Here is a 19647-nt window from a genome sequence, read left to right as displayed (position 1 = left end):
CTTGCCCGTATCGTAGGCAATGCGCCGAATGCTCGCCATCGAAATTTATCGGTGGCCCACTTCAGACTGTAATGGGTGGCGGTTTAAGCACATAATTCCATTTTCCCTAATCTTATTACTCCTTGGCTACGGTATTACTTACGTGCAGGGCTGGGATGGAGCTCCGGTGTATTTAGCGGTTCCGATTAGGATTTATTGTCGCGTGTTCGGCAGTTCTCGCAACGGTCTGTTTGAAGGGTTTTTCTATATTGCTGTGGGTGCAGCACTTGGTTTGAAATGGGATCAACTGAACAGAGTCCCATTGTTACTTGAATTTGCAGCTGTTGCGTTTGGGCTCGCTGGCACATATTTGGTGAGCAACGACGCGCATCTGCCATTCTGCGCAATTGCAAGCATTGGTTTGTTTTTACTATCAGTCCGCAGGTACGGCGTGAACTTGAATTCTTGTGCGCTAGCGCGCCGTATGAGCACAATTATTTACCTTGTGCATATGTATTTCGTTGTCGTGTTTGTCTACGGAATCTGCGGACAATCAAATCCAGATCTGTATGCGAGTAACGTAAATCGCCCGTTGTTGTTTCTTTTTACTCTGAGTGGTTCAATTATAGTTTCTACCTTAGTAATCGGCGTTTCAAAGAGGATGCCGATAATTAAAGCGGCCTTTGGAATTTAATTAGGGGTATCTCTCATGCATCCTCCGCCCGTAGGAAATAGGCGAGCACTTATCTCTTATGAATTCACTTGGCTGATACCTACAAAGCTGCTCGTGTAATTCCGTTTCCCAATCAAGCTAATACGAGCGAAGCGCAAGCCGCTATGTAGATCGCCCCCCAGCAACGAAATTCCTAAACTCGAGTGATTCGTTGCTGGGGGGCGATCTAATATTTTCTTTATGAAGACCGAGAAAGGGATGCCAAACCCCCAGGTAGTCGTATGGCGGTGTAAATGCTGTGACAATCCTCCGTCCAGACGTTGGAGGTCCATTTACCTCGATTTATATCGCGACTAAATTAGAATTTTACCGATCTTTAGCGAGAATGGCAAAAGCCAGGAACATATCTGCCCTTGCGGACCGGGTCTCTTGGTCGTCACTGCACATACGCGCGACGCATCCTAGCGAAGCTCACTCAAACTCAATTCTCAATGCGAAGACATACGTTGCGGAAACTTTTAGAGAGAATAGCCCATAGGCATCAATGCTCATCCCAGGACGCGTAGAGGTGCACGGTTCCCGACCAGGCGCTCCAGCCGGTCTCCCACCCGTCCGGCAGCAGGCGGTAGGAGCAGCCGCCGGGGAGCCTCCCGTCCTCGAGGGCGACCCAGCCGGCCCTGCCGTCCGGCATGGTCGCCCACCAGGTGTTGTCCCAGTCCCTGTAGGCGCGCCATCCCAGGAACTTCGCGGAGCCGTTAGAGAACCCGAGCTCCGAGGCGGACAGCGTCGGCGTCGGGCGACCGTAGGCGACCGTAGGCGACCGGGGTCGACTGGGGCGAGACGCCCGAGACGGCGGCGCTGTGGTAGAAAACCTCATAACCAGTCTTTGGTTGATACGTCACTTCGAAATTCAGCTTTACGTTCAATTTGTTACTTGATGATGTTATTACTTTAGACGATGCTGAAAGTTCAGCCTTGATGGCGTTCGACTTCCATTCCCACAGGCTTATCTTATACGCAATTATTCCGTTTTGAATGCCGCTGATACTGGGCGGAAAACTTTGGTTGTCAGCGTCTATCGAGAAGCTGGTCTCCTTGGCGTTCAAGTGCTGCTGGATGCGGTCGGCGTAGGCGCTCGCCCATTCGTCGGCCTTGCCATTGCGCACGAAGTAGTTATCTTTTAGACTGCCAGAACGCGTAGCATAGCCCTCAACAGAATATATCTTCTCGTGCCCCGGATGCGCAATTGCCATTAGCTCGTCAGTAAGGCAGAAGTAGAGATGACGCTGATCTAGATCGCCGTAAAAATCATCAGACGTGTCATCCCAAGTGCAGTCAACCTGATACCATTCGTCATCGAGCTTGACCGCATTCCACGTGTGCCCATCATAGGCATCGCGGGTTTCGGCGTTTTCTATACCTGCGGCGGAAAGTAGTTTCGCATACGCTGATTCATAGGCTTGACACGTCCCAAGCCCCCCTCGTAAGAGCGCTTTCTGCCGAAGACCACTTGAGCGAATTGTCGTACTCAAGCTGATCGAGAAGCCAGTCGTGAAGATAGAAAGCCATTTCGTATTCAGAACCATCTGTCTTTTGCTTGGCCTGCGACACTGCTTTATTGACAATGCTCGCAACGCTGGGATACGCATCATCTGCAACCTGGATATACGAGTTGGTGCGCAAGTAGTAAACGCCCGACGCCTTGTCCATGAGGTAAAAGCGGAAGTTATATGATCCGGTAGCCGTCGTTGTGAACGTAAAGTCGTGGCTAGCGCACGCGTCGGTGAACTTTGTCCACTCTCCGCGGCTTGGGTCGGCGACCGACTCGTAGGCATACTCATTGGGGTTGGAGTACGAGGGCGCATCCATGCGGAAGAGATAGCTGCCGCTGCCACCTGTTGCGCTTACATGGAAGGTCGTTGGCTGTCCAAGTACTGGATCGTTCCATTCCACGGAGAGGGTGACACTGCCGCTGGTGGCGCTATCGCTGTGCTGATATCCACTTACTGCGGCCTTTGTGGCTTGTTCCGAATCAGGCGACATGTCAGAAGCTAGGGAAACCTGAGGTTCTGCCTGATGCGAAATTGGATTCGCGAGATCGGAATCATTTTTGACGGACTCATTGCCGATCTCATTTGTATCGACGGCGCCTGTTATGGTGTCGGTTAAATTGACCGCTGCGCCAGTATCAACCTGCTCTAGGGTGTCTTCTTGCCGCCGTTCTTCTTCCGCTATAACCCTTACAGGTATTGCTGCACTAAGCATAGATACGCAAAGAACTGCGCAGAGCGAGCGGTAAAAGACTCGTTTCATAGCGGTACCTCTCGATAAGGTGGGCGCCAAGGCCCGGAGGCGGCGCCAGGCCAACACTCCGTGTATATGTAAGTGGGGTTAATTTTACGGTAACGTCAGTCAACAACTGCAAACTTTTTGAACTGAGTTGGGGAGGGGAGAAGGTACTTGGGACAGTTTGGCACTGATTGATTTTTCGGAATCATGTCTATAAATTTTGATGAACAGTGATATGGACTCATTGTTATAGTTTGGAGCCAAACATGGAAGCACCCGCCGTTCTCTATCATTATGCAAGCCTAGATACGCTGGCCTTGATTCTGCATAATCGGACTATCAGGTTCAACCGGTTAGATAAGGTTGATGACCCACAAGAACAGCGTTCAGCAGACTCACAAAATCTTGGAAAAATGAAGCTCGTCAGTTGTTGGACCTCTTCTGATGAGGAGAGCATCCCCATGTGGCGCGAGTATGCTGGAGCTGAATGTGGAGTAAGAATCCAGATGAAGAGCTATCCGTTTAAGCGTTACTCTGTGTCTACCGAGAGCCTAAGTAAGCTATCTAGTGACGCAGTTTTGAATACTCCTGGTGGAAGGTTTGATGGACTTCAATTGCCGCTCGAAGACTTTTGGGATAAAGAATTTTAAATAAAGAAATGGCCCGAAGCGTTGAGATGCTTCATGAAGTCCAGTATACGAACGATAAGTCGCTTCTGTTTCCAAAGTTGATCCGTAACTGCGAAAACGGCTGGATAGAAGCCGATTTAAACACACTTGGGATTCACAAAGCCACTGCCTGGTCATACCAAAACGAATGGCGATATGTTTTGACGGCAGTTCCTGTGGGCATCGCCTCTGTAATCAAGGGTGATGTTGAAGCAGTTAAGAGGGCCACTGAGGTCATACTTGATAGATGCGATCCCGAAATTCCTTCCTTTTACGATTTGATTATCTCAGACGAAGCATTTTCTTCGATGAAGCTCGTCGCTTCCCCAAAGATGACGCCGGGGAACCGAGCGATTTTGGACGCGTTGGTGCAGAAATTCGCACCCGGTATTGAGGTTGCAAAGAGCACGATTGAGCTTTCTTAAATAGACGGTAACGTGAAGCCGGAAGTCACCATGTGTTGCCCCTGCGACTTCATAGTGGGGAAGATGATGCTCTTCTATTTCAAAGTTCAAAAGGTCAGATCGTACCCTCAGATTGCTCTAGAAGTACTTAGTAATAGTGATTATCGGCAATATGGGAGGGGCCTATGAGCAGCTGCTGATGCATCCCATCGTATTAAAACCAATTTGTTACTTCTTGGGGTACAAAAATGAGCAGGCTACATGAGGAAAATTGGCAAACTAGATGAATGCGAAAAGGCTAAGATGGAATCAGCATTTAATTTCGTCTGTGGAAGAGTTCGCTTGCTAAAACAAATTATTCATATAGTTACATGGTCGCTCGTAAAAAAGTCTTTTAAATGGTCGTTTGCAATCATTGGTGCAATTTCGACGATTATGGGAGTTACGGGCGTGTCTCTCATCGACCTGCTTCCGAAAGATTCGGGATGCCCGTTTAGGCTCTTTGTGCTCGTCATCCTATTTGTCTTACTGGCCTTCTTCGCAGCGATTGTCACATACCATCACAATAAAGACGGAGTCCATTTGGTTATTAACGGAATGGACGTAGACATTGTGGTCGACGACCTTTTTTGTACTGAGGGCGTTAAGGTCATTCCGTTCAATGAATATTTCGACATTAAGGTTGACGACAGGGTAATTTCAAAAAATTCCCTTAACGGCATTTTTATTGAGAAGTATGCCGACCGGAACGCTCTCAAGCAGGCTGTCGAAGAAAGGCAACCGAGTTTGCTGAAACCCTATAAGGCTGGGGATGGCCGAATTTGCTATCCTCTCGGCACTATTAAGGATTGCGACGGATTCGCCATGCTCGCCTTCACCCATATGGATGAAGTGAATCGTGCTTATCTTCGTCGTGGTCAGTATGAGGAATGCTTGCTCAATATGTGGGACGAGCTCGATCGGATGTATGCAGGCAGGCGAATCGTACTTCCGTTGTTGGGGTCTGGAATAACAAGGTTCGAAAACGGAAAACCCTCAGAGGATGATCTTCTTCGTTGCATGCTTTGCACCCTGAGGGCTTCGAAGCATCATTTTAAGGAAGGCGTTGTTGTCGTGTTAACGAAGAAGACCGCTGCACGCATGAGGTTATTCGAGGTTAACGGTTATGCAGAGGCCTGGAACAATAGGATTGGAGAGAAAGATGGTTTATAGGACAAGAACCTACATCGCCGCAGACTGGGACGGTGATCGAGATGCGGTCGAGCAGCTGCATAAATGGAACGACAGTAATTATTGGGGGCTTTCGTTCCCGGACGCTCACGACCTACAGCAGTCGCGCGACTCCAGTTTGCCATGCAGCATAAAGAGCTCTCTGAAAAAGAGAATGGATGGATCTAAGCGTTTCGTACTCATCGTGGGAGACTCGACTAATAGCGTAACAAAAGGAAGTTGCCAGTACTGCAAGAGTTATAATTCATGGACTTCGAGCTGCGCTCGCTTGCATGGCATTGACTATCGCAGCTACATTGAGTACGAATGCGACATGGCCGTTCAGGCCGGCATCGACATTGTTGTGCTGTACAACTCCGCGCGCGTCAACTTGTCGAAATGTCCTTTGTCAGTTCGATACGAGAAAAAACATATCGCTATGAAACGCTGTGAATACGGCGAGCTAAAATGGGATTACTACGCCGTCAAAAACGCACTTCAGTAAAGGCTTTCCACGTGCAGTGTCGAATGATGGGACTAGCGGCCTTGCCGGAGAGATATGCTCGCAGACTTTGTTAAACCGGAGCCCGGGAAGACTGTTCAAATCCATCCTATTTGCCATGAATCAGGTGAAAGCAAGGGCGTGCTCTTAGTGGCCTACGAGATTACGTTAGACATAATCTCCATTCACCGATTGGCAAAACGATTTACACCTATTTCCCAGTGTTGCTCGCAGGTATCTCCTTTGTTTATACCTTGATCTCGCTAAACTAATAGCTGCTGCTACCAGGGCATTTTCTGGTGCACATTCTATTGGCTCCTCGAAGATCGGAGCGGGTATGTTTGCTGCAGAGTCCTACACCAGCCGTCATTACATTGCGATTATTGCCATGGCCTGCCTATGCGTTTTGCTGGGCGGGCCTTCTTGTGCCGCGGGCGCGGAGAGCCTCATCATCGCGGGCGCGACGTACTGCGAGCCGGGCGCGTCGGGCCCCGGCTGGGCCTGGACCGATGCCGACCATCTGGAGCTTAACGGCTACGCGGGCGAGGCCATCGGCGCCGACGGCGACCTGGTGCTGACGCTTGCCGGGCAGAACTCGGTGACGGAGTCGAATGCGCCCGATGCGGACATCACGCAGTGCGGCATGGAGGTGTGGGGCAGCCTGACGCTTCGCGGCACCGGGTCCCTGGCGGCATCGGGCTCGCAGTGCGCGATCCACGTCTCGCGGGCGCTCGTGGTGGACGGCTGCGCCGTCGATGCCCGGGCGGACGGGGCCGACGTCACGGACGAGGCCGTGGCCGGCGTGATCGCCGGCGACATGGCCGTGCGCGGCCGCGGGCGCGTCGTCGCCGCGGGAGCCGGGTCCGGAGCGGGCGTGCGCGCCTACGGCGTGTATCTGCAGGATCTGGGCATTGGTGCTGGCGCGGCCGGCCGCCGGCTTTCCGTCGATGCCTCGTGGCTCAATGCGACCGGTGCCGACGGCGGCGTTGCGTGCTTGGGTGGGTCGCTTGTGTCCGCGCGGTTTATGGCGCCTGCTGGTGGGGCATTTGGAGCTGGTGGCGTGGTGGATGCCACCGGTGCGGTGGCACCGCATGTGGTGATTGAGCCCGATGTCGCCACGCCTCCGGCGGGGGAGACCGGTGGGGGCGAGGTACCGGGTGGCGCGGGCGAGCCGGCTGGTGGCGCCGGTCCTGCCGGTGAGCAGCCCGGTGCCGGGTCCGCGACGGATCCCGCCCTGAAGCCCGCGACTGCGACGCCCAAGACGATCACGACAACCAAAACGACAGTAAACAGGACCACGGTGTCCACGCCATCCAAGGCCAAGGCTGCCGGCGCCGCCACCGCCACGCTCCCCAAGACCGCCGACAGCAACTGGATCGCCGCCTCATTAGCGCTATTCCTGCTAGGAGCAGCGCTTATAGCTGCCGCGCACCGCTGCTCGGTATCGCATGCATCGTCATGGCGGTTGTTCCCGCTTTGAGCTACGCAGGCAACCGATTAAAAGCGAGTTTTATGTTTCCCAAAGTAGGGGCGCACCGGCTAACGCCGGCGCGCCCCTACTACTGAACGGACAGTTTTAATTACTAAGGATACGGCAGCAATCCGTACATTCCGCACTGATATTTTCTGTATTGAAGACGTCGATGATGCACCCGTATACCATTGACGTCGACACCATCAGATGCGGACCGCGCGGTGACCCCACATTCCGCTGGCGCCCACAGGGCTGCCCTCGTTTCCTGACATGTCCCGCGCGGGCCGCGGCGAGCCGAGACCGCCGCATGACCTAATAGGAGCATGGAGCGATACCGCGGACCCGAACAACCGCATTCTATCGCGCCCCGTCAGTGTGCCGTCTGCCCGGTCCAGGCGAGCACGGAAAGAACGGAGCGAGACATGCAAAACGAATCGACACCCGGCGCCCGCGGGCCGGTCTTCTGCGGGGTCGACACCCACGCCGACTCGCACTGGCTGTGCGTCCTGGACTGGAGGGGCCGCAAGGTCCTGTCCCGCCAGTTCCCCGCCGACGCGGCGGGCTACGAGGCGCTCGCCGGGGCGATCGCCGCGGCCGGGGAGCCGGCCTGCGTCGCGATGGAGGGGACGTCGTCCTACGGGGCGGGCCTCACCAGGCACCTCGCGTCGCTGGGGATGCCCGTGCGCGAGGCGCTCTCCCCGGCGAGGACGCAGAGGAGGCGCCCGGGGCAGGGGAAGTGCGACGAGGCGGACGCGGAGAGGGCCGCCCGCGCGGCGATGTCCGGCTCGAAGCTCGGGACCCCCAAGAGCCAGGACGGGTGGGTCGACGGGGTGCGCTGCATGCTCGCGGCGCGCTCCGGGGCGGTGAAGGCGCGGACCTCGGCGATCAACACCGCGAGGTCGCTGCTCGCCACCGCGCCGGAAGGGCTCAGGTCGAGGTTCCGCGGCATGGGAGGGCCGAGGCTGATGGAGGAGCTCCCCTCCGTGCGCGCCGAGGGCGCGCTGGGCGCCGCGCTCGGCGCGCTGGCGGACCTGTGGGCGGCGGCGCGCGACGCGGCGCTCGACATGGAGCGCGCGATCGAGGCGTCCCTGGAGGAGAACTGCCCCGCGCTGCTGGCGATGTACGGGTGCGGGCCCGTGAGCGCGGCCAAGCTCGCGGTCGCGGCCGGGGACAACCCGGGCAGGCTGCGCTCCGAGGCGTCGTTCGCGGCGATATGCGGGGCCTGCCCCATCCCCGCCTCGAGCGGCAAGACCGTGAGGCACAGGCTCAACAGGGGCGGCGACCGGCAGGCGAACAGCGCGCTGCACGAGATCGCGAGGCAGAGGGTCATGCGCGACCCCGAGACCGCCGAGTACGCCGAGAGGGCCAGGGGGCGGGGAAAGAGCGACAGGGAGGTCATGAGGTGCCTCAAGCGCTACGTGGCCAGGGAGGCGTACCGGGCGCTGATGCGCCCGCACGAGATCAGGAGGCCCGAGGACGCCTCGGAGCTCGTGGCGGCCAGGCGCGCGGCGAAGGTCAGCCAGGTGAGGGCGGCGTCCATACTGGGCACCAGCGAGAAGTACATCTCGATGCTGGAGAGGGGCCAAAGGGAGCTCAAGCCCATAAGGAGGGCCTACGAGGCATGGGTCGAGGCCGGACTTCCGCTCGATTGGGACAGGCAAGCCTTCGAGGCCGAGCGCAAAATGGATTCTAAAAAACACCTTGCCAAATAGGAGCGTCAGCAGTCGGGAACCATTCTATTCCGCCTCTACGATTTCGTCTGCATTGCCTTCGGTTTCGTTGTTCGGCTCATTTATCTCAGTGTTCTTGGCCACCGTCTCTGTGTCACCGTCTTCTGCAGGGAGGTAATACATTAAGCCAAATAGCTCATTTATCGCTCTGCGAGTATTTGCAGCTGAGACACCGATGCGCTTCAGCTGCATTGCATAGACAAGATAGCGTAGAAGCAGCAAATCAAGAATGGCAGCACCTTTGAAATCCTTGTCAATGTTTCCATGGGCAAAGTCATTTCTTTGCTCAGCCAGCCTGCTTCCAATGACTTCGTAGGAAAATTCCTCATCATTCCTTTTGTATAGACCTTCCCCAAATACCCCAATCATTTCATGAAAATCTCGACCAGCCTGTACTATCTTCGATTCCAGATTGCTAAAGCCGATGCTCTTCTTTGCATATTTCAATATCTTTTTAGCTTTTCCGGAGCTTTGGTTAATGCATTCATCCATCTGAGCTGATGCTCGTTGCTCAGCAGCCACTCGAGCTTCTGATTTGACAACTCCGCTTGGATACGCTTGGTCAAATTCCCATTCAAATGCTGCGGAAGTCAGCACGAAGTCCGATGCATCGAGCGTATGTCCCTTTTCGTATGTTTCAGGAATATGCCTTAGGTAGATTTCTCCGTCTGCAATCGCTCCAAACATTTTAATCTCATACGGGTCCAGCAAAGACAGCTGAATATATCGACCTTTTTCAAGAGGCTTGGTATCAAATGGCTCTGAGGATCTCGCTAGCTTGAATTCAGCTGTGCTGGGGTAATGCGAGTCGTCGTACATAGCCTGCAGGCTGCAATCCTCAATTAGTGTGTTTTTGCTGAATGTCAGATATTTGAGGAAGTCTTCTGCTGCATGCCACAGGCGATAGAAAAACCAGTAATCGTCCGTTTCATCAAACTCGAAAATCATGCTGGAATTAAGGGTGATGGGTGGAGTACTAATTTTCATACTGCATGTCCACCCAACTGAGAAATACGCCGCGATATCTCTGCCCTCAAAGCGAAATGCTCTCTTCACGGTCGAAGTTCTGTCGAATCCATTTGTCCTGATAGAGATGATTCCCTTTTCTGTAAGGTCGTCAGAATCAAATACCTGCGAGAATGCCCTATTAACCGGATGAATGTAATTCAAGGCCCTGCCGGATAGAGTCATCCTGCAAAAACCATTGGTATTCGGGCTACATTCCAGATACCCAGCAACGTTGATATACAGAGTCGAATTTCGACTTCCGACAGTCGATTCCTCCCTGGTCAAAAAGATCAATCGCTTGCTTGTCTCGTTGCAGAAGCCGTCAAGATAAGGCACATCAACAGTCAAAGGGTCGCCGGATGTATACACACCGGGGCAAATTTCTTTTTTTAGCCAACCCCACATAATGTCATTCTTGCGTTCTTTGGGCGGGATGAGAACAAGCTCAGAGCCATCGAACACAAAGACAAAATCAACATCTTTGAATTTTAGAGTTCCCGAATACGTGTTGTCTGTCATCTTATTTACCCCTCATAATGACCTTTCCAGTCCTTGTTCGCAACCTTGTCGCCGATCCTCTCGAGATCGACGCAGGCGAAATGCCAGTCTCCTAACAGCTTGTCCAAGCTGGGCTTAACGGGTTCCACATCACCTGCGTGAACCCGAAGTCGGAGTGGGGGAAGCTGATAGTGAGGTACTTTCCCGAGCTCGCGCCGCTGCAGGCGATTCGGAACAACTATCCGAAGACCCCGCTCACGCTCGACCGCGTTGACGTGGGAGGTCGCGGCGGCATCAGGCAAGAGAACATCATCGACTGGATGCTGTCCGGGGCATGGCCAACAACGTCTCTTATGCCGAGTTCACAATTTAGACAGGAGAACCTGTACCCGCGAGATTAATTGCGTCTCATCCATTTCCTCGGGGGCAATCATCGAACTTAAGGTGGCGCATCGGAGCCATGGAATTAAAGAACTTATCACCGAAATAGTCGAGCAGAAACTCTGGAAAAGCCGATAGCACAAACACCGAACCGTCCTCGATCCGCATCCTTTTCTCCTCGCGGAAGATCGCATCGACCGTAACCAGCTCTCGATACGTCTCAAATGAAACCTCATCGAGACGTAGCAGGCACTTGCATCTCAATACGAAGGCAGCGATTGCATCTTTCCATTGGGGAAGCTCCATGTGCTTCCCCACGTTAACGTTTCCCTCTCCCGACTTATTTTTATATTGAGCGATTTCCGAGTTGTCAACAAAACAGCCTGAATGCGCCTGGCACTGCCCTGCGCGATAATCGTACAGTGCCTCGACCATCGGGTAGCTTATATAGAGCTTTCCGCTCTCGTGCTCGTTATCGAATGCGAGGAGCATCGCCTCCACAAGGGCATCGGACTCGCATCCAGGCGCATTGTTCTGATGAGAGTCGTAGTCAAAGAAGAGAAAGACCTCATCAACAGAATCCCTCTCCACGCCCTCTAGACATTTTGCAGCAGAAGGCACCGTTTCTCTCAGTACCTCCACAACATCCAGATCGAAGTCCTCCTCTGCAAGCCGCTCGTAAAGCATGTAGATGTTCTGCGCCGCTGGCAGACAGATCACCCTCAGGTCATCTCTCCCTTTCAGAAAAAGATCCTTCATCTTCTCCGCAAAGCGCAGGTCACGCGACTCTCCTTCAACGATGAAGAGCGTGACCGGGCTAGCCATCGAAAGCACCGGCCTTAAACATCTTCTGGAGGTTATGCGCCAATCTGAGCTCCTTGGGTGTTAGCTTTTCCAGCGAGCGAATCTCTCCCTCCTTGAGAATGAAATAGACATCGGGACGCATGAGGTCGTTCGTCAAAAGGTCCGTGTTGTGCGTCGTAATGAAAACCTGGACACCCTCAAGGTCCCGTAGCATCTCCACGATCGACCGGGACAATTCAAAGTGATAAAAGGCATCGAATTCATCGATAAAGACCAAGGAAGCCTTGCTCATCTTGATATACCAGTAGTAGTACAGAGCAAGTGACATGGTGCCTGTCGAGGCGACCGACGCAAACGGAACGGTACCGCCCTCGAACCTGCAATAAAGCTCGGGAACTCCATTCACGTCCACGGATACGAGGTTCAGGGAGATTCCCTGCTGGCGCAAGAATTCTTGGAAGTCCTCCATCTTTCCTTCGCGAATAATGCCCTGGGTAAAGATATCCGAGCCAACCGAAAGCCCCTGATATCCACGCTCATCGAGCGAGTAGAACATGAGCATGTTGTCGACAAAGGAGGTGAAGGCTCTAAACGCCCTGGCAGACGGCTCATCTCGCAGTATTGCATTGCTCTTGACATATTTGACACGCGATAGCCTGTCGGACTCAGTGGGGAGATCGGTAGAAAGCGAGAGGGACTCGGCGCCCGGCAGGTCAACATGGCCCGTTTGAGCGTCGAACCTGTAGCTCAAGACCTCCACGCCAGCAATGTACAGACTCTCGTATACAAGCGTCTGTGGGTCGGTTTTCCCGTAGCGGTATACGACCTCGATATTGTCGAAGACAAAATCGTATTGAAACTCTGTAATTGAACTCTTTGAATTAAGGCACCGGTATGGCGAGTATTTTTTGAGCAGCTTTTCCTTGTCGGTCAGATGCAGAACAATGTCGAATATCGCGAGGGCGAAATTGGACTTTCCACTGCCATTCGCACCATATATGATGCCCTTTGCCTTAATGCCATCCTGAATTACCTGTTGATTGAATGAATAGTTGGCGGGATCGGATAGATCAAATGTAATTCGCTTATTGAAGCACTTGAAATTTGAAACCGAAAACTTCTTGAGCATGGCACGGCTCCTCTGCTTTCTGAGTCCATTTGAAACACAGGATAAAGTAGCTTAGCAAATTGGTCAATTTGCCCGTATTTTTAATACGGATATTCCGAAGAAAAACTACGGAAGTACGCGATATACGCCGGGCCTGTCCAACCGATCATAGTCTTCGCAGGGCAAGACTTCTTCGCGCGCGAGGGAGAATGTGATCTCAATCGTTAGGCGCACGCTGATAAAACTAGGCGGTACCGTCTCAGCGACCCCGCCTTACAAATCCGAAGGTTTTTCATCTAAATCTATTATGAACCATCTTTTATGGACTATCGGAACCATTTATCAAACAACATCATCAGAAACGTGAAGGGCGAATTCGGAAGCTGATTCTCCCTTTCACCGGCTGGCAAAACGATTTACACCTAATTGTGGACATTGCCCACGCGATTTCTCTTTGCTCCCGCATCGATCTCGCTAAACTAATAGGTGCTGCTACCAGGGCATTTTTCTGGTGCATATTCTATTGGCTCCTGCGAAGATCGGAGCGGCTATGTTTGCCGCCGAGTCCCACACCGGCCGTCATCACATCGCGATCGCTGCCATGGCCTGCCTATGCGTTTTGCTGGGCGGGCCTTCTTGTGCCGCGGGCGCGGAGAGCCTGTTTATCGCGGGCGCGACGTACTGCGAGCCGGGCGTGTCGGGCCCCGGCTGGGCCTGGACCGATGCCGGCCTTCTGGAGCTTGACGGCTACGCGGGCGACGCCACCGCCGCCGACGGCGACCTGGTCGTGACGCTCGCCGGGCAAAACTCGGTGACGGAGTCGAATGCGCCCGATGCGGACATCACGCAGTGCGGCATGGAGGTGTGGGGCAGCCTGACGCTTCGCGGCACCGGGTCCCTGGCGGCATCGGGCTCGCAGTGCGCGATCCACGTCTCGCGGGCGCTCGTGGTGGACGGCTGCGCCGTCGATGCCCGGGCGGACGGGGCCGACGTCACGGACGAGGCCGTGGCCGGCGTGATCGCCGGCGACATGGCCGTGCGCGGCCGCGGGCGCGTCGTCGCCGCGGGAGCCGGGTCCGGAGCGGGCGTGCGCGCCTACGGCGTGTATCTGCAGGATCTGGGCATTGGTGCTGGCGCGGCTGGCTGCCGGCTTTCCGTCGCTGCCTCGTGGCTCGATGCGGCCGGTGCCGACGGCGGCGTTGCGTGCACGGGCGGTTCGCTTGTTTCCGCGCGGTTTATGGCGCCTGCTGGTGGGGCATTTGGAGCTGGTGGCGTGGTGGATGCCACCGGTGCGGTGGCACCGCATGTGGTGATTGAGCCCGATGTCGCCACGCCTCCGGCGGGGGAGACGGACAGGGGCGAGGTACCGGGCGGTGGGGCGGAAAAGTCTCCCGCCGATTCAAGCCCCGCTGCTGGAGAGCCCACCACGGGGCCCACGGCAAATCCCTCGCTGAAACCCGCGGCCGCGACAACCAAGACCACGGTCGCCAAGACGGTCAAGCCCAAGCCTGCCACCGCAACAACTGTGGCACTCCCCAAGACCGGCGACAACAACTGGATAGCCGCTTCTTTGGCGCTTTCGCTGCTTGGGACAGTGCTCATGGCTGCCGCATGTCGGTGCTGAAGCACCCATTTCGATAGACTATGTAGAAGGCCATATTCTTAACGACGCATTAGTAGATTAATTTATTACAACAATTGCTCAGGATTTATCTAACATGTACCACGAATCGGATCATACAGTTGACGCTGCCAAGAAAGAATTAAACGCCGGCCTTCTTGAGCTGCTTGAGCGTTGCAGCTATCTATACAACGAGGCATTTTATGCCAACACGAAACTAGCAATCCTTCGCGAACTGTCTAAAGCATCTTCCGACTATGAGAATGAGGTAATTTGCGCTGGCTGCTTCTTCAGCTTTACACAACTTGCATTAACCGAATCCTGTTTCATGAATTGCGCACGGTTATTTGATGCCAAAAGCGACGTCAGTATTGGGAACTTGATAGAAGACGTCAAGTCTCATTCTGCTGAAATCGACGCACTTGCAATCTCCTTATTTAATGATCGACCAAACTTTGACAGGCTTAATCCAATCGTTCATCCATTGGCAAAGGACGAGGAGCGTTTCTACCCCAAAGAAGTTGAGTCACAACGCTCAGATGAAAAGCTGTTCGGAAATCATTACAGAATGGTTACTGTGTGTATAACCACTCATGACCTTTCCAATTTATGGAAAAAACGACTCAACAGTCTCCGTAAACTAACTGACATGCTTCGCGATCAGCGAAATAAGGTTTTCGCCCATAGCGACATGGAAGCACTGAAATATGATGAGCTTGTTAGGCGACTTCCTTTAACTTACGGCGAAATTCAAAAACTAATCGACTTCGCACTCGATCTGACAATCGAATTATTTGCAAAAATTACTGGCATTGAAAAAGATCGATTGCCCAAGAACTACAACGATATACAAGGCCTCCTAAAATATGCGGAGGTTGGCATGGAGGCTGTTGAGCAGCATTTGGGTAATCTATAGGATTCAAGCGCCTGCAAGTAGTTAAGCATGCGAGCGCTTGAATCTGAAGACGATCCTTGACATAAAGTCCGACTTTCGCACAATGACGGTTTTCCATGCCAAAAAGACACTGAAGTGTGAGGTGGTTCAAATCTCAGTAATACAAATAATCAGCAGTTCAGGTCTTATGGGAATAATTCAATTCGCATCACGTTGCATCTAAGCGGCTGTTTATACTTGGATATAAACACTAAGGAGGCAGCAATGCTTTGGAGCTATGTTCAGCTAGATGACGGCACTCAGTTTGCCTACTCAGAAACACGAGACGACGGGACCGTTCGCGTAGCCGTCGAGCGCCCGGTTGATTTTGGTTTTGACCATGCAGAATGCTTTCTACCTGCGGTCAAATGGTTTAACGTCGAAGGATTTTCTACTGACGAACTGGATTTTTTGACCGAGTTCGTTAGATCAAACGCTCCGTTTATCTTCGAGCTTGCAGAACGGCAAAAAGCTGGACCGGCGGTGGCATAATGCCTCGAATTCTTGTTTTTGGACAGTATGTTCTGTTCTTTTGGATCGCGGAAAACGGAGAACCCGTTCACATCCATGTAGGGGTAAAGAGGGCGGCTGCTAACTCGACTAAGTTTTGGCTCACTAAAAATGGCGGATGCACACTTGCGAACAACGAGAGCAAGATTCCGGCTAAGGATCTCAGGGATCTTTCAAAACTAATCACCATGAACCATCGATACATTTGTGACAAGTGGCGCGAAACCTTTGGTGATGATTCCCTGACATTCTATTGCTAAACCGCAATTGAACCATGATCACGCTTGTCGACATATCCGCTGTCGGCTCTCGCGTGTTACCTCGCCACGACGTCCGCGAGGCGTATCTATTTAAAGGAGGCGGACATGCCTTGGAACTACGTTCAAGTTGATGACGGTGCTGATTGTGCTGGCCAGGAAGATCCTTCAATTGCGCACGAGGCAGATTCCACTTCGCCTATTTCACTTGACATCATTATGTCAATCGACCTTGCAGCTGAGTCAACCATAGCGTCCATGCCCAACGCGCTCAGGCTTTTGGAGAACTCATGATTGCCGATGTTGACGGGCGGGTGCTTCCTGTTGCGCCGCTAGTGCTCGATGACGCTGGGTCGCTCGAGGCCATGGCCGGCGCCGTCATGCGCCTTCACAGTACGCTGCTAACAATCGGACGCTGCTATACGACCGACGCTACGGGCGAAAGGGCCGCGCGCGAACTTCGGCGCGTCGAGTCCGTGCTTGTGGGTGCGTTTTGCACGATATTCGGCCAATCGCCAGCCGATCGCTTCACAGACATCTTTGACCAGGTCACCTACGTGGCCGAGCACATGGTCAAGGACCACATCTTTGAGGACGGCAACAAACGCACCAGCCTTGTCTTTGCGTTGTCCGTCTTAAGGTTCGCCGGCACTCCGGTCGAGCTGTCCGACAGCTCCGAGCCCAAAGACAACCAGTACTACGCCTGGATCCATGACCTCGTTGCTAGACGCCGCACGCTCGACGATCTAGCCAACGAGCTAAGGTGCCATTGCATCGTGATCTCCGACGACGCTTCGCACGTATAGAATCAAAGCATCCGCACGCCAGCTATGAGATGGATTGGACGCCACATGGAGATCCCCAACACCCTGTGCAGCAATGTATACGACTTTGCGTTTTGCCCCGAGCCCTGTTACGAGCGCTTGGCCGACCTCGCCGATCCCGAGGACTGGGGTCCCTGCAACCGCATTCTCAAGAACTACCTGTCGTTTTCGTTTAGCCGCGCGGTATTTTTGACCGAGCGCGACGTGGACCAGACCGCGCCGTCCAACCTGCCGCTGGTGTTCGACGACGACCGATGCCTGTTCAACACCGGCCTGTACACGCGCCGCTACGAGACCATCTACGGCCTGTTTGAGCCCAACACCAAGCCCGACGCGCGCCAGCGCTGGTTTTTGAAGGGTTTCTTTAAGGAGAGCGACCCCATGCTGGTCTCGTTTGAGTACCTGCCGTGCCGCGTGCGCTTTGCCGAGGACCCCTCCGAGCTTGTCTTTGACTACCGCCTTCCCACCCGCTCCAACATCGACCACATTCTGGGCGACGAAGAGAACCTGACTCGTATTCCCGCCAGCCTGATGGGGGAGGGCAACTCGCTGCTGCTGCGCCGTGCCTTTGAGGGAGCCGTCGTCGAGGCCGCCCGCCGCGCCGCAGCCAACTATACGCTCGCGGTGCCGCAGTTCTACGGCGGCCGGATCCAGCTACTCCTACCGCTGTGCCTGACCGGCGACAAGCCCGAGCTGGCGCTGACCATCCAACGCGAGGACGGTTTCTACGCCGCGCGCACCTGCCTCACGCTCGACATGGCCTACAACAACGCGCGACTTATCTGCCGGCCCGAAACCTCGTGGATCAAGCGATAAAGGGTGGTTTAGCTGGGGGTTTGTCGGCTGCCCTGATTGCTGTGGCGCGGTTTGCGCCCGCGAATTTAAAATCGGAAGCAAAAAGTTCTTGGTAAACCACGCACGGCTATGTTAGTATCTCTTTTGCCGAAAGGCGACGGGCGATTGGCTCAGGGGTAGAGCATATCCTTCACACGGATGGGGTCACAAGTTCGAATCTTGTATCGCCCACCATCTAAAGCATAGGTCAGAGGTGTTAAACCTCTGACCTTTTTCTTTTTTGACACCAAGGGTGACTCCAAAACGAATCGTAGTCGTATAAGGCGTCATTTTTTTCGCACCCTTTTTGCTGACGCCATTGCATGTTTTGTATAAAACGCATGCGTATTTTCATTGAATTCCCCATGTGATCCGCGCGCAAATGTGGAGACAGGGACCACATGCCCAAAGCTCCTTCCAGCGGTTTTCTATCACACGACGGTTTTTCGGCGGAACTCGGCATGCTTTTGTCAGCATTTGGTTTGCTTCCCGTACTTACCCGCATGATGCCCCGGTAGATAATCGGCCATGCCCGCATTCCGCACGGCCTACGGTCGAAACCAGGGGAGGCCACATGGACGAAATCGTCTGCGCAAACACCGCATTCCGCTACTGGCGCTGCCCACCGCAGGTGCATGACCTCTACCCGCGCCTACCCAGCTCCGATGACGGCTGGCGGGCCCTATCCCAAGCCCCTTTCGTAACCGATGTCCTCAAGACCCCGATTATCGCTGTTGCTTCGCCAGGTTGTTGTAATCACCACTCGGGATTGCGCTCCACTATTCGCTGGGAAGGGGCTTCGGATACCGGCACAACAACCGACACTCATTTAGGCTTTAGCGTCACCAATCCGCTTAACACGTTATTTACTATGACACGCTTTGTGTCCCCAATAGATCTCGTACTGGCTATGTACGAACTTTGCGGCTGGTTTTCTGTTTTCGAGCCGACCCCCGCTGTCGAAATGCAGTTAAAAATCGCGTTAAAGGAGAATCGCAATTCCAGCACGCAGAATCTGTTCGAACTTGGAGAAGGCGAAGACGAGATTCCTTGGAAACGAGTTTATGCCCGCACAACCGTAAAGGTCCCAGTAAATGAAGGCCAAACGAACAATCGCGAGGATGGAAGAGAGGTTACGAAACTCAAAGGTACTTCGCTTTGGATGAGAAAGCCACTCATCGAACTGAGCGACTTGCATCGATTCGCCGAAAAGGTCAAAAGTCAAATGTGGGGAAAGCAGTTTTATGATGCCGCTCAGCAGGTTATCGGCATTGCTGCATCTCCACTCGAGGTCGCGGGGGTCCTGCTTCTAAGTCGTTCTCGACGTCTAGGTGGTTCAGGATTCAGATACGTATACCTCAACGATTTAACCCCTCTATCCGAGGAAGCCCAAAGCATCGCAGGTCAAAAGGTTTGCTACGGTGACATCGTGATTGTAAACCCAATCCTAATGAAGGCAGCAATTATCGAAATCCAAGGTGAGGTCATCCATGGGTCAGGCGCGGTACTTGACCAAGATGCGGAGCGCATGACTGCGCTCCAGAGCATGGGTTTCGATGTGTTCTTGGTAACCCACGATATGCTTAACGACAAAAAACAGCTAGACGCCATAATCAAAAGCGTCTGCAGTCGTTTGGGGATTCGATATAAAGCCAAATCCGAGGCAATGAAGCGCGCCGAGACGCGACTGCGAGCAAATGTTCTGTGCAACTGGTTGGAACTCGGAAATTAGCCGGCGACAAGGCGCTAGAACGACCTAGTTTTCCTGCTAGTGAATTAGTATCATTTCAAAACTATGCCGGATTACGGGGCTGGACCCGGACCGGCCGTCCATACCCTGCATTTCACGGAATGCGCAAGCCGTCTACCTGCACTGATAATTGTCCTTGGGGGAAGCGGGCACTGCGGGGGCGCGTCAACAGCGCGCGATTTCCGCGTCG

21 protein-coding genes and 1 tRNA gene are annotated in these 19647 nt (G+C 53.8%); 17 read left to right on the top strand and 5 right to left on the bottom strand.

Features of this window, described 5'->3' with window-relative positions; genetic code table 11:
* Window positions 1-28: 28 nt before the first annotated feature.
* Complete coding sequence (locus ABHR63_RS09185) at window positions 29-673, top strand: hypothetical protein (protein ID WP_346965376.1); 645 nt, start codon at window positions 29-31, stop codon at window positions 671-673.
* A gap of 734 nt (window positions 674-1407) precedes the next feature.
* Here the strand turns inward: ABHR63_RS09185 and ABHR63_RS09180 are convergent.
* Together ABHR63_RS09180 and ABHR63_RS09175 are read right to left on the bottom strand one after the other, a co-directional pair.
* Window positions 1408-1905 (bottom strand): hypothetical protein, encoded by a 498-nt coding sequence (locus ABHR63_RS09180; RefSeq protein ID WP_346965375.1) that lies wholly within the window; start codon window positions 1903-1905, stop codon window positions 1408-1410.
* Window positions 1906-2104: 199 nt separating this feature from the next.
* Window positions 2105-2965 carry a hypothetical protein gene (locus ABHR63_RS09175; RefSeq protein ID WP_346965374.1) on the bottom strand — a complete coding sequence of 287 codons (861 nt, stop codon included), beginning with the start codon at window positions 2963-2965 and terminating at the stop codon, window positions 2105-2107.
* A gap of 242 nt (window positions 2966-3207) precedes the next feature.
* Between ABHR63_RS09175 and ABHR63_RS09170 the strand changes: the two genes are divergently transcribed.
* The 6 genes from ABHR63_RS09170 to ABHR63_RS09145 all read left to right on the top strand — a co-directional run bounded on the left by ABHR63_RS09170 (window position 3208) and on the right by ABHR63_RS09145 (window position 8910).
* Window positions 3208-3591: a hypothetical protein gene (locus ABHR63_RS09170; RefSeq protein WP_346965980.1), complete on the top strand. Its 384-nt coding sequence runs from the start codon at window positions 3208-3210 to the stop codon at window positions 3589-3591.
* A gap of 26 nt (window positions 3592-3617) precedes the next feature.
* Complete coding sequence (locus ABHR63_RS09165; protein WP_346965979.1) at window positions 3618-4034, top strand: DUF2971 domain-containing protein; 417 nt, start codon at window positions 3618-3620, stop codon at window positions 4032-4034.
* A 240-nt stretch (window positions 4035-4274) separates the two neighbouring features.
* A complete protein-coding gene (locus ABHR63_RS09160) occupies window positions 4275-5225 on the top strand; it encodes a macro domain-containing protein (protein ID WP_346965978.1) in 951 nt (316 codons plus the stop codon).
* Window positions 5215-5727 (top strand): TIR domain-containing protein, encoded by a 513-nt coding sequence (locus tag ABHR63_RS09155; RefSeq protein WP_196022744.1) that lies wholly within the window; start codon window positions 5215-5217, stop codon window positions 5725-5727. The genes ABHR63_RS09160 and ABHR63_RS09155 overlap by 11 nt, the downstream gene beginning before the upstream one ends.
* Window positions 5728-6061: 334 nt before the next feature.
* The gene (locus ABHR63_RS09150; protein ID WP_346965371.1) at window positions 6062-7204 is read left to right on the top strand and encodes a hypothetical protein; all 1143 of its coding nucleotides are present in this window, start codon (window positions 6062-6064) and stop codon (window positions 7202-7204) included.
* A 317-nt stretch (window positions 7205-7521) separates the two neighbouring features.
* Window positions 7522-8910 carry an IS110 family RNA-guided transposase gene (locus tag ABHR63_RS09145; RefSeq protein WP_430392757.1) on the top strand — a complete coding sequence of 463 codons (1389 nt, stop codon included), beginning with the start codon at window positions 7522-7524 and terminating at the stop codon, window positions 8908-8910.
* A gap of 24 nt (window positions 8911-8934) precedes the next feature.
* Here ABHR63_RS09145 and ABHR63_RS09140 read toward each other — a convergent pair whose 3' ends face one another.
* The gene (locus tag ABHR63_RS09140; protein WP_117743951.1) at window positions 8935-10455 is read right to left on the bottom strand and encodes a hypothetical protein; all 1521 of its coding nucleotides are present in this window, start codon (window positions 10453-10455) and stop codon (window positions 8935-8937) included.
* Window positions 10456-10625: 170 nt separating this feature from the next.
* Between ABHR63_RS09140 and ABHR63_RS09135 the strand changes: the two genes are divergently transcribed.
* Window positions 10626-10835 carry a hypothetical protein gene (locus tag ABHR63_RS09135; RefSeq protein WP_147357156.1) on the top strand — a complete coding sequence of 70 codons (210 nt, stop codon included), beginning with the start codon at window positions 10626-10628 and terminating at the stop codon, window positions 10833-10835.
* Between the two features lie 7 nt (window positions 10836-10842).
* Here ABHR63_RS09135 and ABHR63_RS09130 read toward each other — a convergent pair whose 3' ends face one another.
* Window positions 10843-11640 (bottom strand): hypothetical protein, encoded by a 798-nt coding sequence (locus tag ABHR63_RS09130; protein ID WP_346965369.1) that lies wholly within the window; start codon window positions 11638-11640, stop codon window positions 10843-10845.
* Complete coding sequence (locus ABHR63_RS09125; RefSeq protein WP_118267980.1) at window positions 11633-12748, bottom strand: AAA family ATPase; 1116 nt, start codon at window positions 12746-12748, stop codon at window positions 11633-11635. The genes ABHR63_RS09130 and ABHR63_RS09125 overlap by 8 nt, the downstream gene beginning before the upstream one ends.
* A 529-nt stretch (window positions 12749-13277) precedes the next feature.
* Between ABHR63_RS09125 and ABHR63_RS09120 the strand changes: the two genes are divergently transcribed.
* The 9 genes from ABHR63_RS09120 to ABHR63_RS09085 all read left to right on the top strand — a co-directional run bounded on the left by ABHR63_RS09120 (window position 13278) and on the right by ABHR63_RS09085 (window position 19439).
* A complete protein-coding gene (locus ABHR63_RS09120) occupies window positions 13278-14351 on the top strand; it encodes a hypothetical protein (protein ID WP_346965368.1) in 1074 nt (357 codons plus the stop codon).
* Between the two features lie 94 nt (window positions 14352-14445).
* Complete coding sequence (locus ABHR63_RS09115; protein ID WP_118267984.1) at window positions 14446-15264, top strand: AbiU2 domain-containing protein; 819 nt, start codon at window positions 14446-14448, stop codon at window positions 15262-15264.
* 243 nt (window positions 15265-15507) lie between these two features.
* Complete coding sequence (locus tag ABHR63_RS09110) at window positions 15508-15774, top strand: hypothetical protein (RefSeq protein WP_055287420.1); 267 nt, start codon at window positions 15508-15510, stop codon at window positions 15772-15774.
* Window positions 15774-16052 (top strand): DUF4160 domain-containing protein, encoded by a 279-nt coding sequence (locus ABHR63_RS10040; protein WP_082421950.1) that lies wholly within the window; start codon window positions 15774-15776, stop codon window positions 16050-16052. Before ABHR63_RS09110 ends, ABHR63_RS10040 begins: the two co-directional genes overlap by 1 nt.
* A 105-nt stretch (window positions 16053-16157) precedes the next feature.
* Window positions 16158-16343 carry a hypothetical protein gene (locus ABHR63_RS09105; RefSeq protein WP_195503972.1) on the top strand — a complete coding sequence of 62 codons (186 nt, stop codon included), beginning with the start codon at window positions 16158-16160 and terminating at the stop codon, window positions 16341-16343.
* Window positions 16340-16855, top strand: a complete 516-nt coding sequence (locus tag ABHR63_RS09100; RefSeq protein WP_195503971.1) for a Fic family protein — start codon at window positions 16340-16342, stop codon at window positions 16853-16855. The genes ABHR63_RS09105 and ABHR63_RS09100 overlap by 4 nt, the downstream gene beginning before the upstream one ends.
* 45 nt (window positions 16856-16900) lie before the next feature.
* On the top strand, window positions 16901-17689 hold the full coding sequence (locus tag ABHR63_RS09095) for a DUF3825 domain-containing protein (protein ID WP_346965367.1): 789 nt from the start codon (window positions 16901-16903) through the stop codon (window positions 17687-17689).
* A 138-nt stretch (window positions 17690-17827) separates the two neighbouring features.
* Window positions 17828-17902 (top strand) — tRNA-Val (locus ABHR63_RS09090).
* A gap of 379 nt (window positions 17903-18281) precedes the next feature.
* Window positions 18282-19439, top strand: coding sequence for a hypothetical protein (locus ABHR63_RS09085; protein ID WP_195625295.1), 1158 nt, complete (start codon window positions 18282-18284; stop codon window positions 19437-19439).
* The last annotated feature ends 208 nt before the right edge of the window (window positions 19440-19647 follow it).

The organism is Collinsella aerofaciens, assembly GCF_039752775.1.
GTDB classification, from domain to species: domain Bacteria; phylum Actinomycetota; class Coriobacteriia; order Coriobacteriales; family Coriobacteriaceae; genus Collinsella; species Collinsella aerofaciens_R.
This window is presented reverse-complemented; position numbering and strand designations above follow the sequence as displayed.

Excerpts from the sequence above, each read along its gene's own strand:
- ABHR63_RS09175 (WP_346965374.1), bottom strand. The coding sequence starts at position 2,965 with ATGAAACGAGTCTTTTACCGCTCGCTCTGCGCAGTTCTTTGCGTATCT.
- ABHR63_RS09185 (WP_346965376.1), top strand. The coding sequence starts at position 29 with ATGCTCGCCATCGAAATTTATCGGTGGCCCACTTCAGACTGTAATGGG.
- ABHR63_RS09110 (WP_055287420.1), top strand. The coding sequence starts at position 15,508 with ATGCTTTGGAGCTATGTTCAGCTAGATGACGGCACTCAGTTTGCCTAC.
- ABHR63_RS09170 (WP_346965980.1), top strand. The coding sequence starts at position 3,208 with ATGGAAGCACCCGCCGTTCTCTATCATTATGCAAGCCTAGATACGCTG.
- ABHR63_RS09145 (WP_430392757.1), top strand. The coding sequence starts at position 7,522 with ATGGAGCGATACCGCGGACCCGAACAACCGCATTCTATCGCGCCCCGT.
- ABHR63_RS09130 (WP_346965369.1), bottom strand. The coding sequence starts at position 11,640 with ATGGCTAGCCCGGTCACGCTCTTCATCGTTGAAGGAGAGTCGCGTGAC.
- ABHR63_RS09125 (WP_118267980.1), bottom strand. The coding sequence starts at position 12,748 with ATGCTCAAGAAGTTTTCGGTTTCAAATTTCAAGTGCTTCAATAAGCGA.
- ABHR63_RS09140 (WP_117743951.1), bottom strand. The coding sequence starts at position 10,455 with ATGACAGACAACACGTATTCGGGAACTCTAAAATTCAAAGATGTTGAT.
- ABHR63_RS09095 (WP_346965367.1), top strand. The coding sequence starts at position 16,901 with ATGGAGATCCCCAACACCCTGTGCAGCAATGTATACGACTTTGCGTTT.
- ABHR63_RS09155 (WP_196022744.1), top strand. The coding sequence starts at position 5,215 with ATGGTTTATAGGACAAGAACCTACATCGCCGCAGACTGGGACGGTGAT.
- ABHR63_RS09160 (WP_346965978.1), top strand. The coding sequence starts at position 4,275 with ATGAGGAAAATTGGCAAACTAGATGAATGCGAAAAGGCTAAGATGGAA.
- ABHR63_RS09165 (WP_346965979.1), top strand. The coding sequence starts at position 3,618 with ATGCTTCATGAAGTCCAGTATACGAACGATAAGTCGCTTCTGTTTCCA.
- ABHR63_RS09150 (WP_346965371.1), top strand. The coding sequence starts at position 6,062 with ATGTTTGCTGCAGAGTCCTACACCAGCCGTCATTACATTGCGATTATT.
- ABHR63_RS09100 (WP_195503971.1), top strand. The coding sequence starts at position 16,340 with ATGATTGCCGATGTTGACGGGCGGGTGCTTCCTGTTGCGCCGCTAGTG.
- ABHR63_RS09115 (WP_118267984.1), top strand. The coding sequence starts at position 14,446 with ATGTACCACGAATCGGATCATACAGTTGACGCTGCCAAGAAAGAATTA.
- ABHR63_RS10040 (WP_082421950.1), top strand. The coding sequence starts at position 15,774 with ATGCCTCGAATTCTTGTTTTTGGACAGTATGTTCTGTTCTTTTGGATC.
- ABHR63_RS09085 (WP_195625295.1), top strand. The coding sequence starts at position 18,282 with ATGGACGAAATCGTCTGCGCAAACACCGCATTCCGCTACTGGCGCTGC.
- ABHR63_RS09180 (WP_346965375.1), bottom strand. The coding sequence starts at position 1,905 with ATGGCAATTGCGCATCCGGGGCACGAGAAGATATATTCTGTTGAGGGC.
- ABHR63_RS09105 (WP_195503972.1), top strand. The coding sequence starts at position 16,158 with ATGCCTTGGAACTACGTTCAAGTTGATGACGGTGCTGATTGTGCTGGC.
- ABHR63_RS09120 (WP_346965368.1), top strand. The coding sequence starts at position 13,278 with ATGTTTGCCGCCGAGTCCCACACCGGCCGTCATCACATCGCGATCGCT.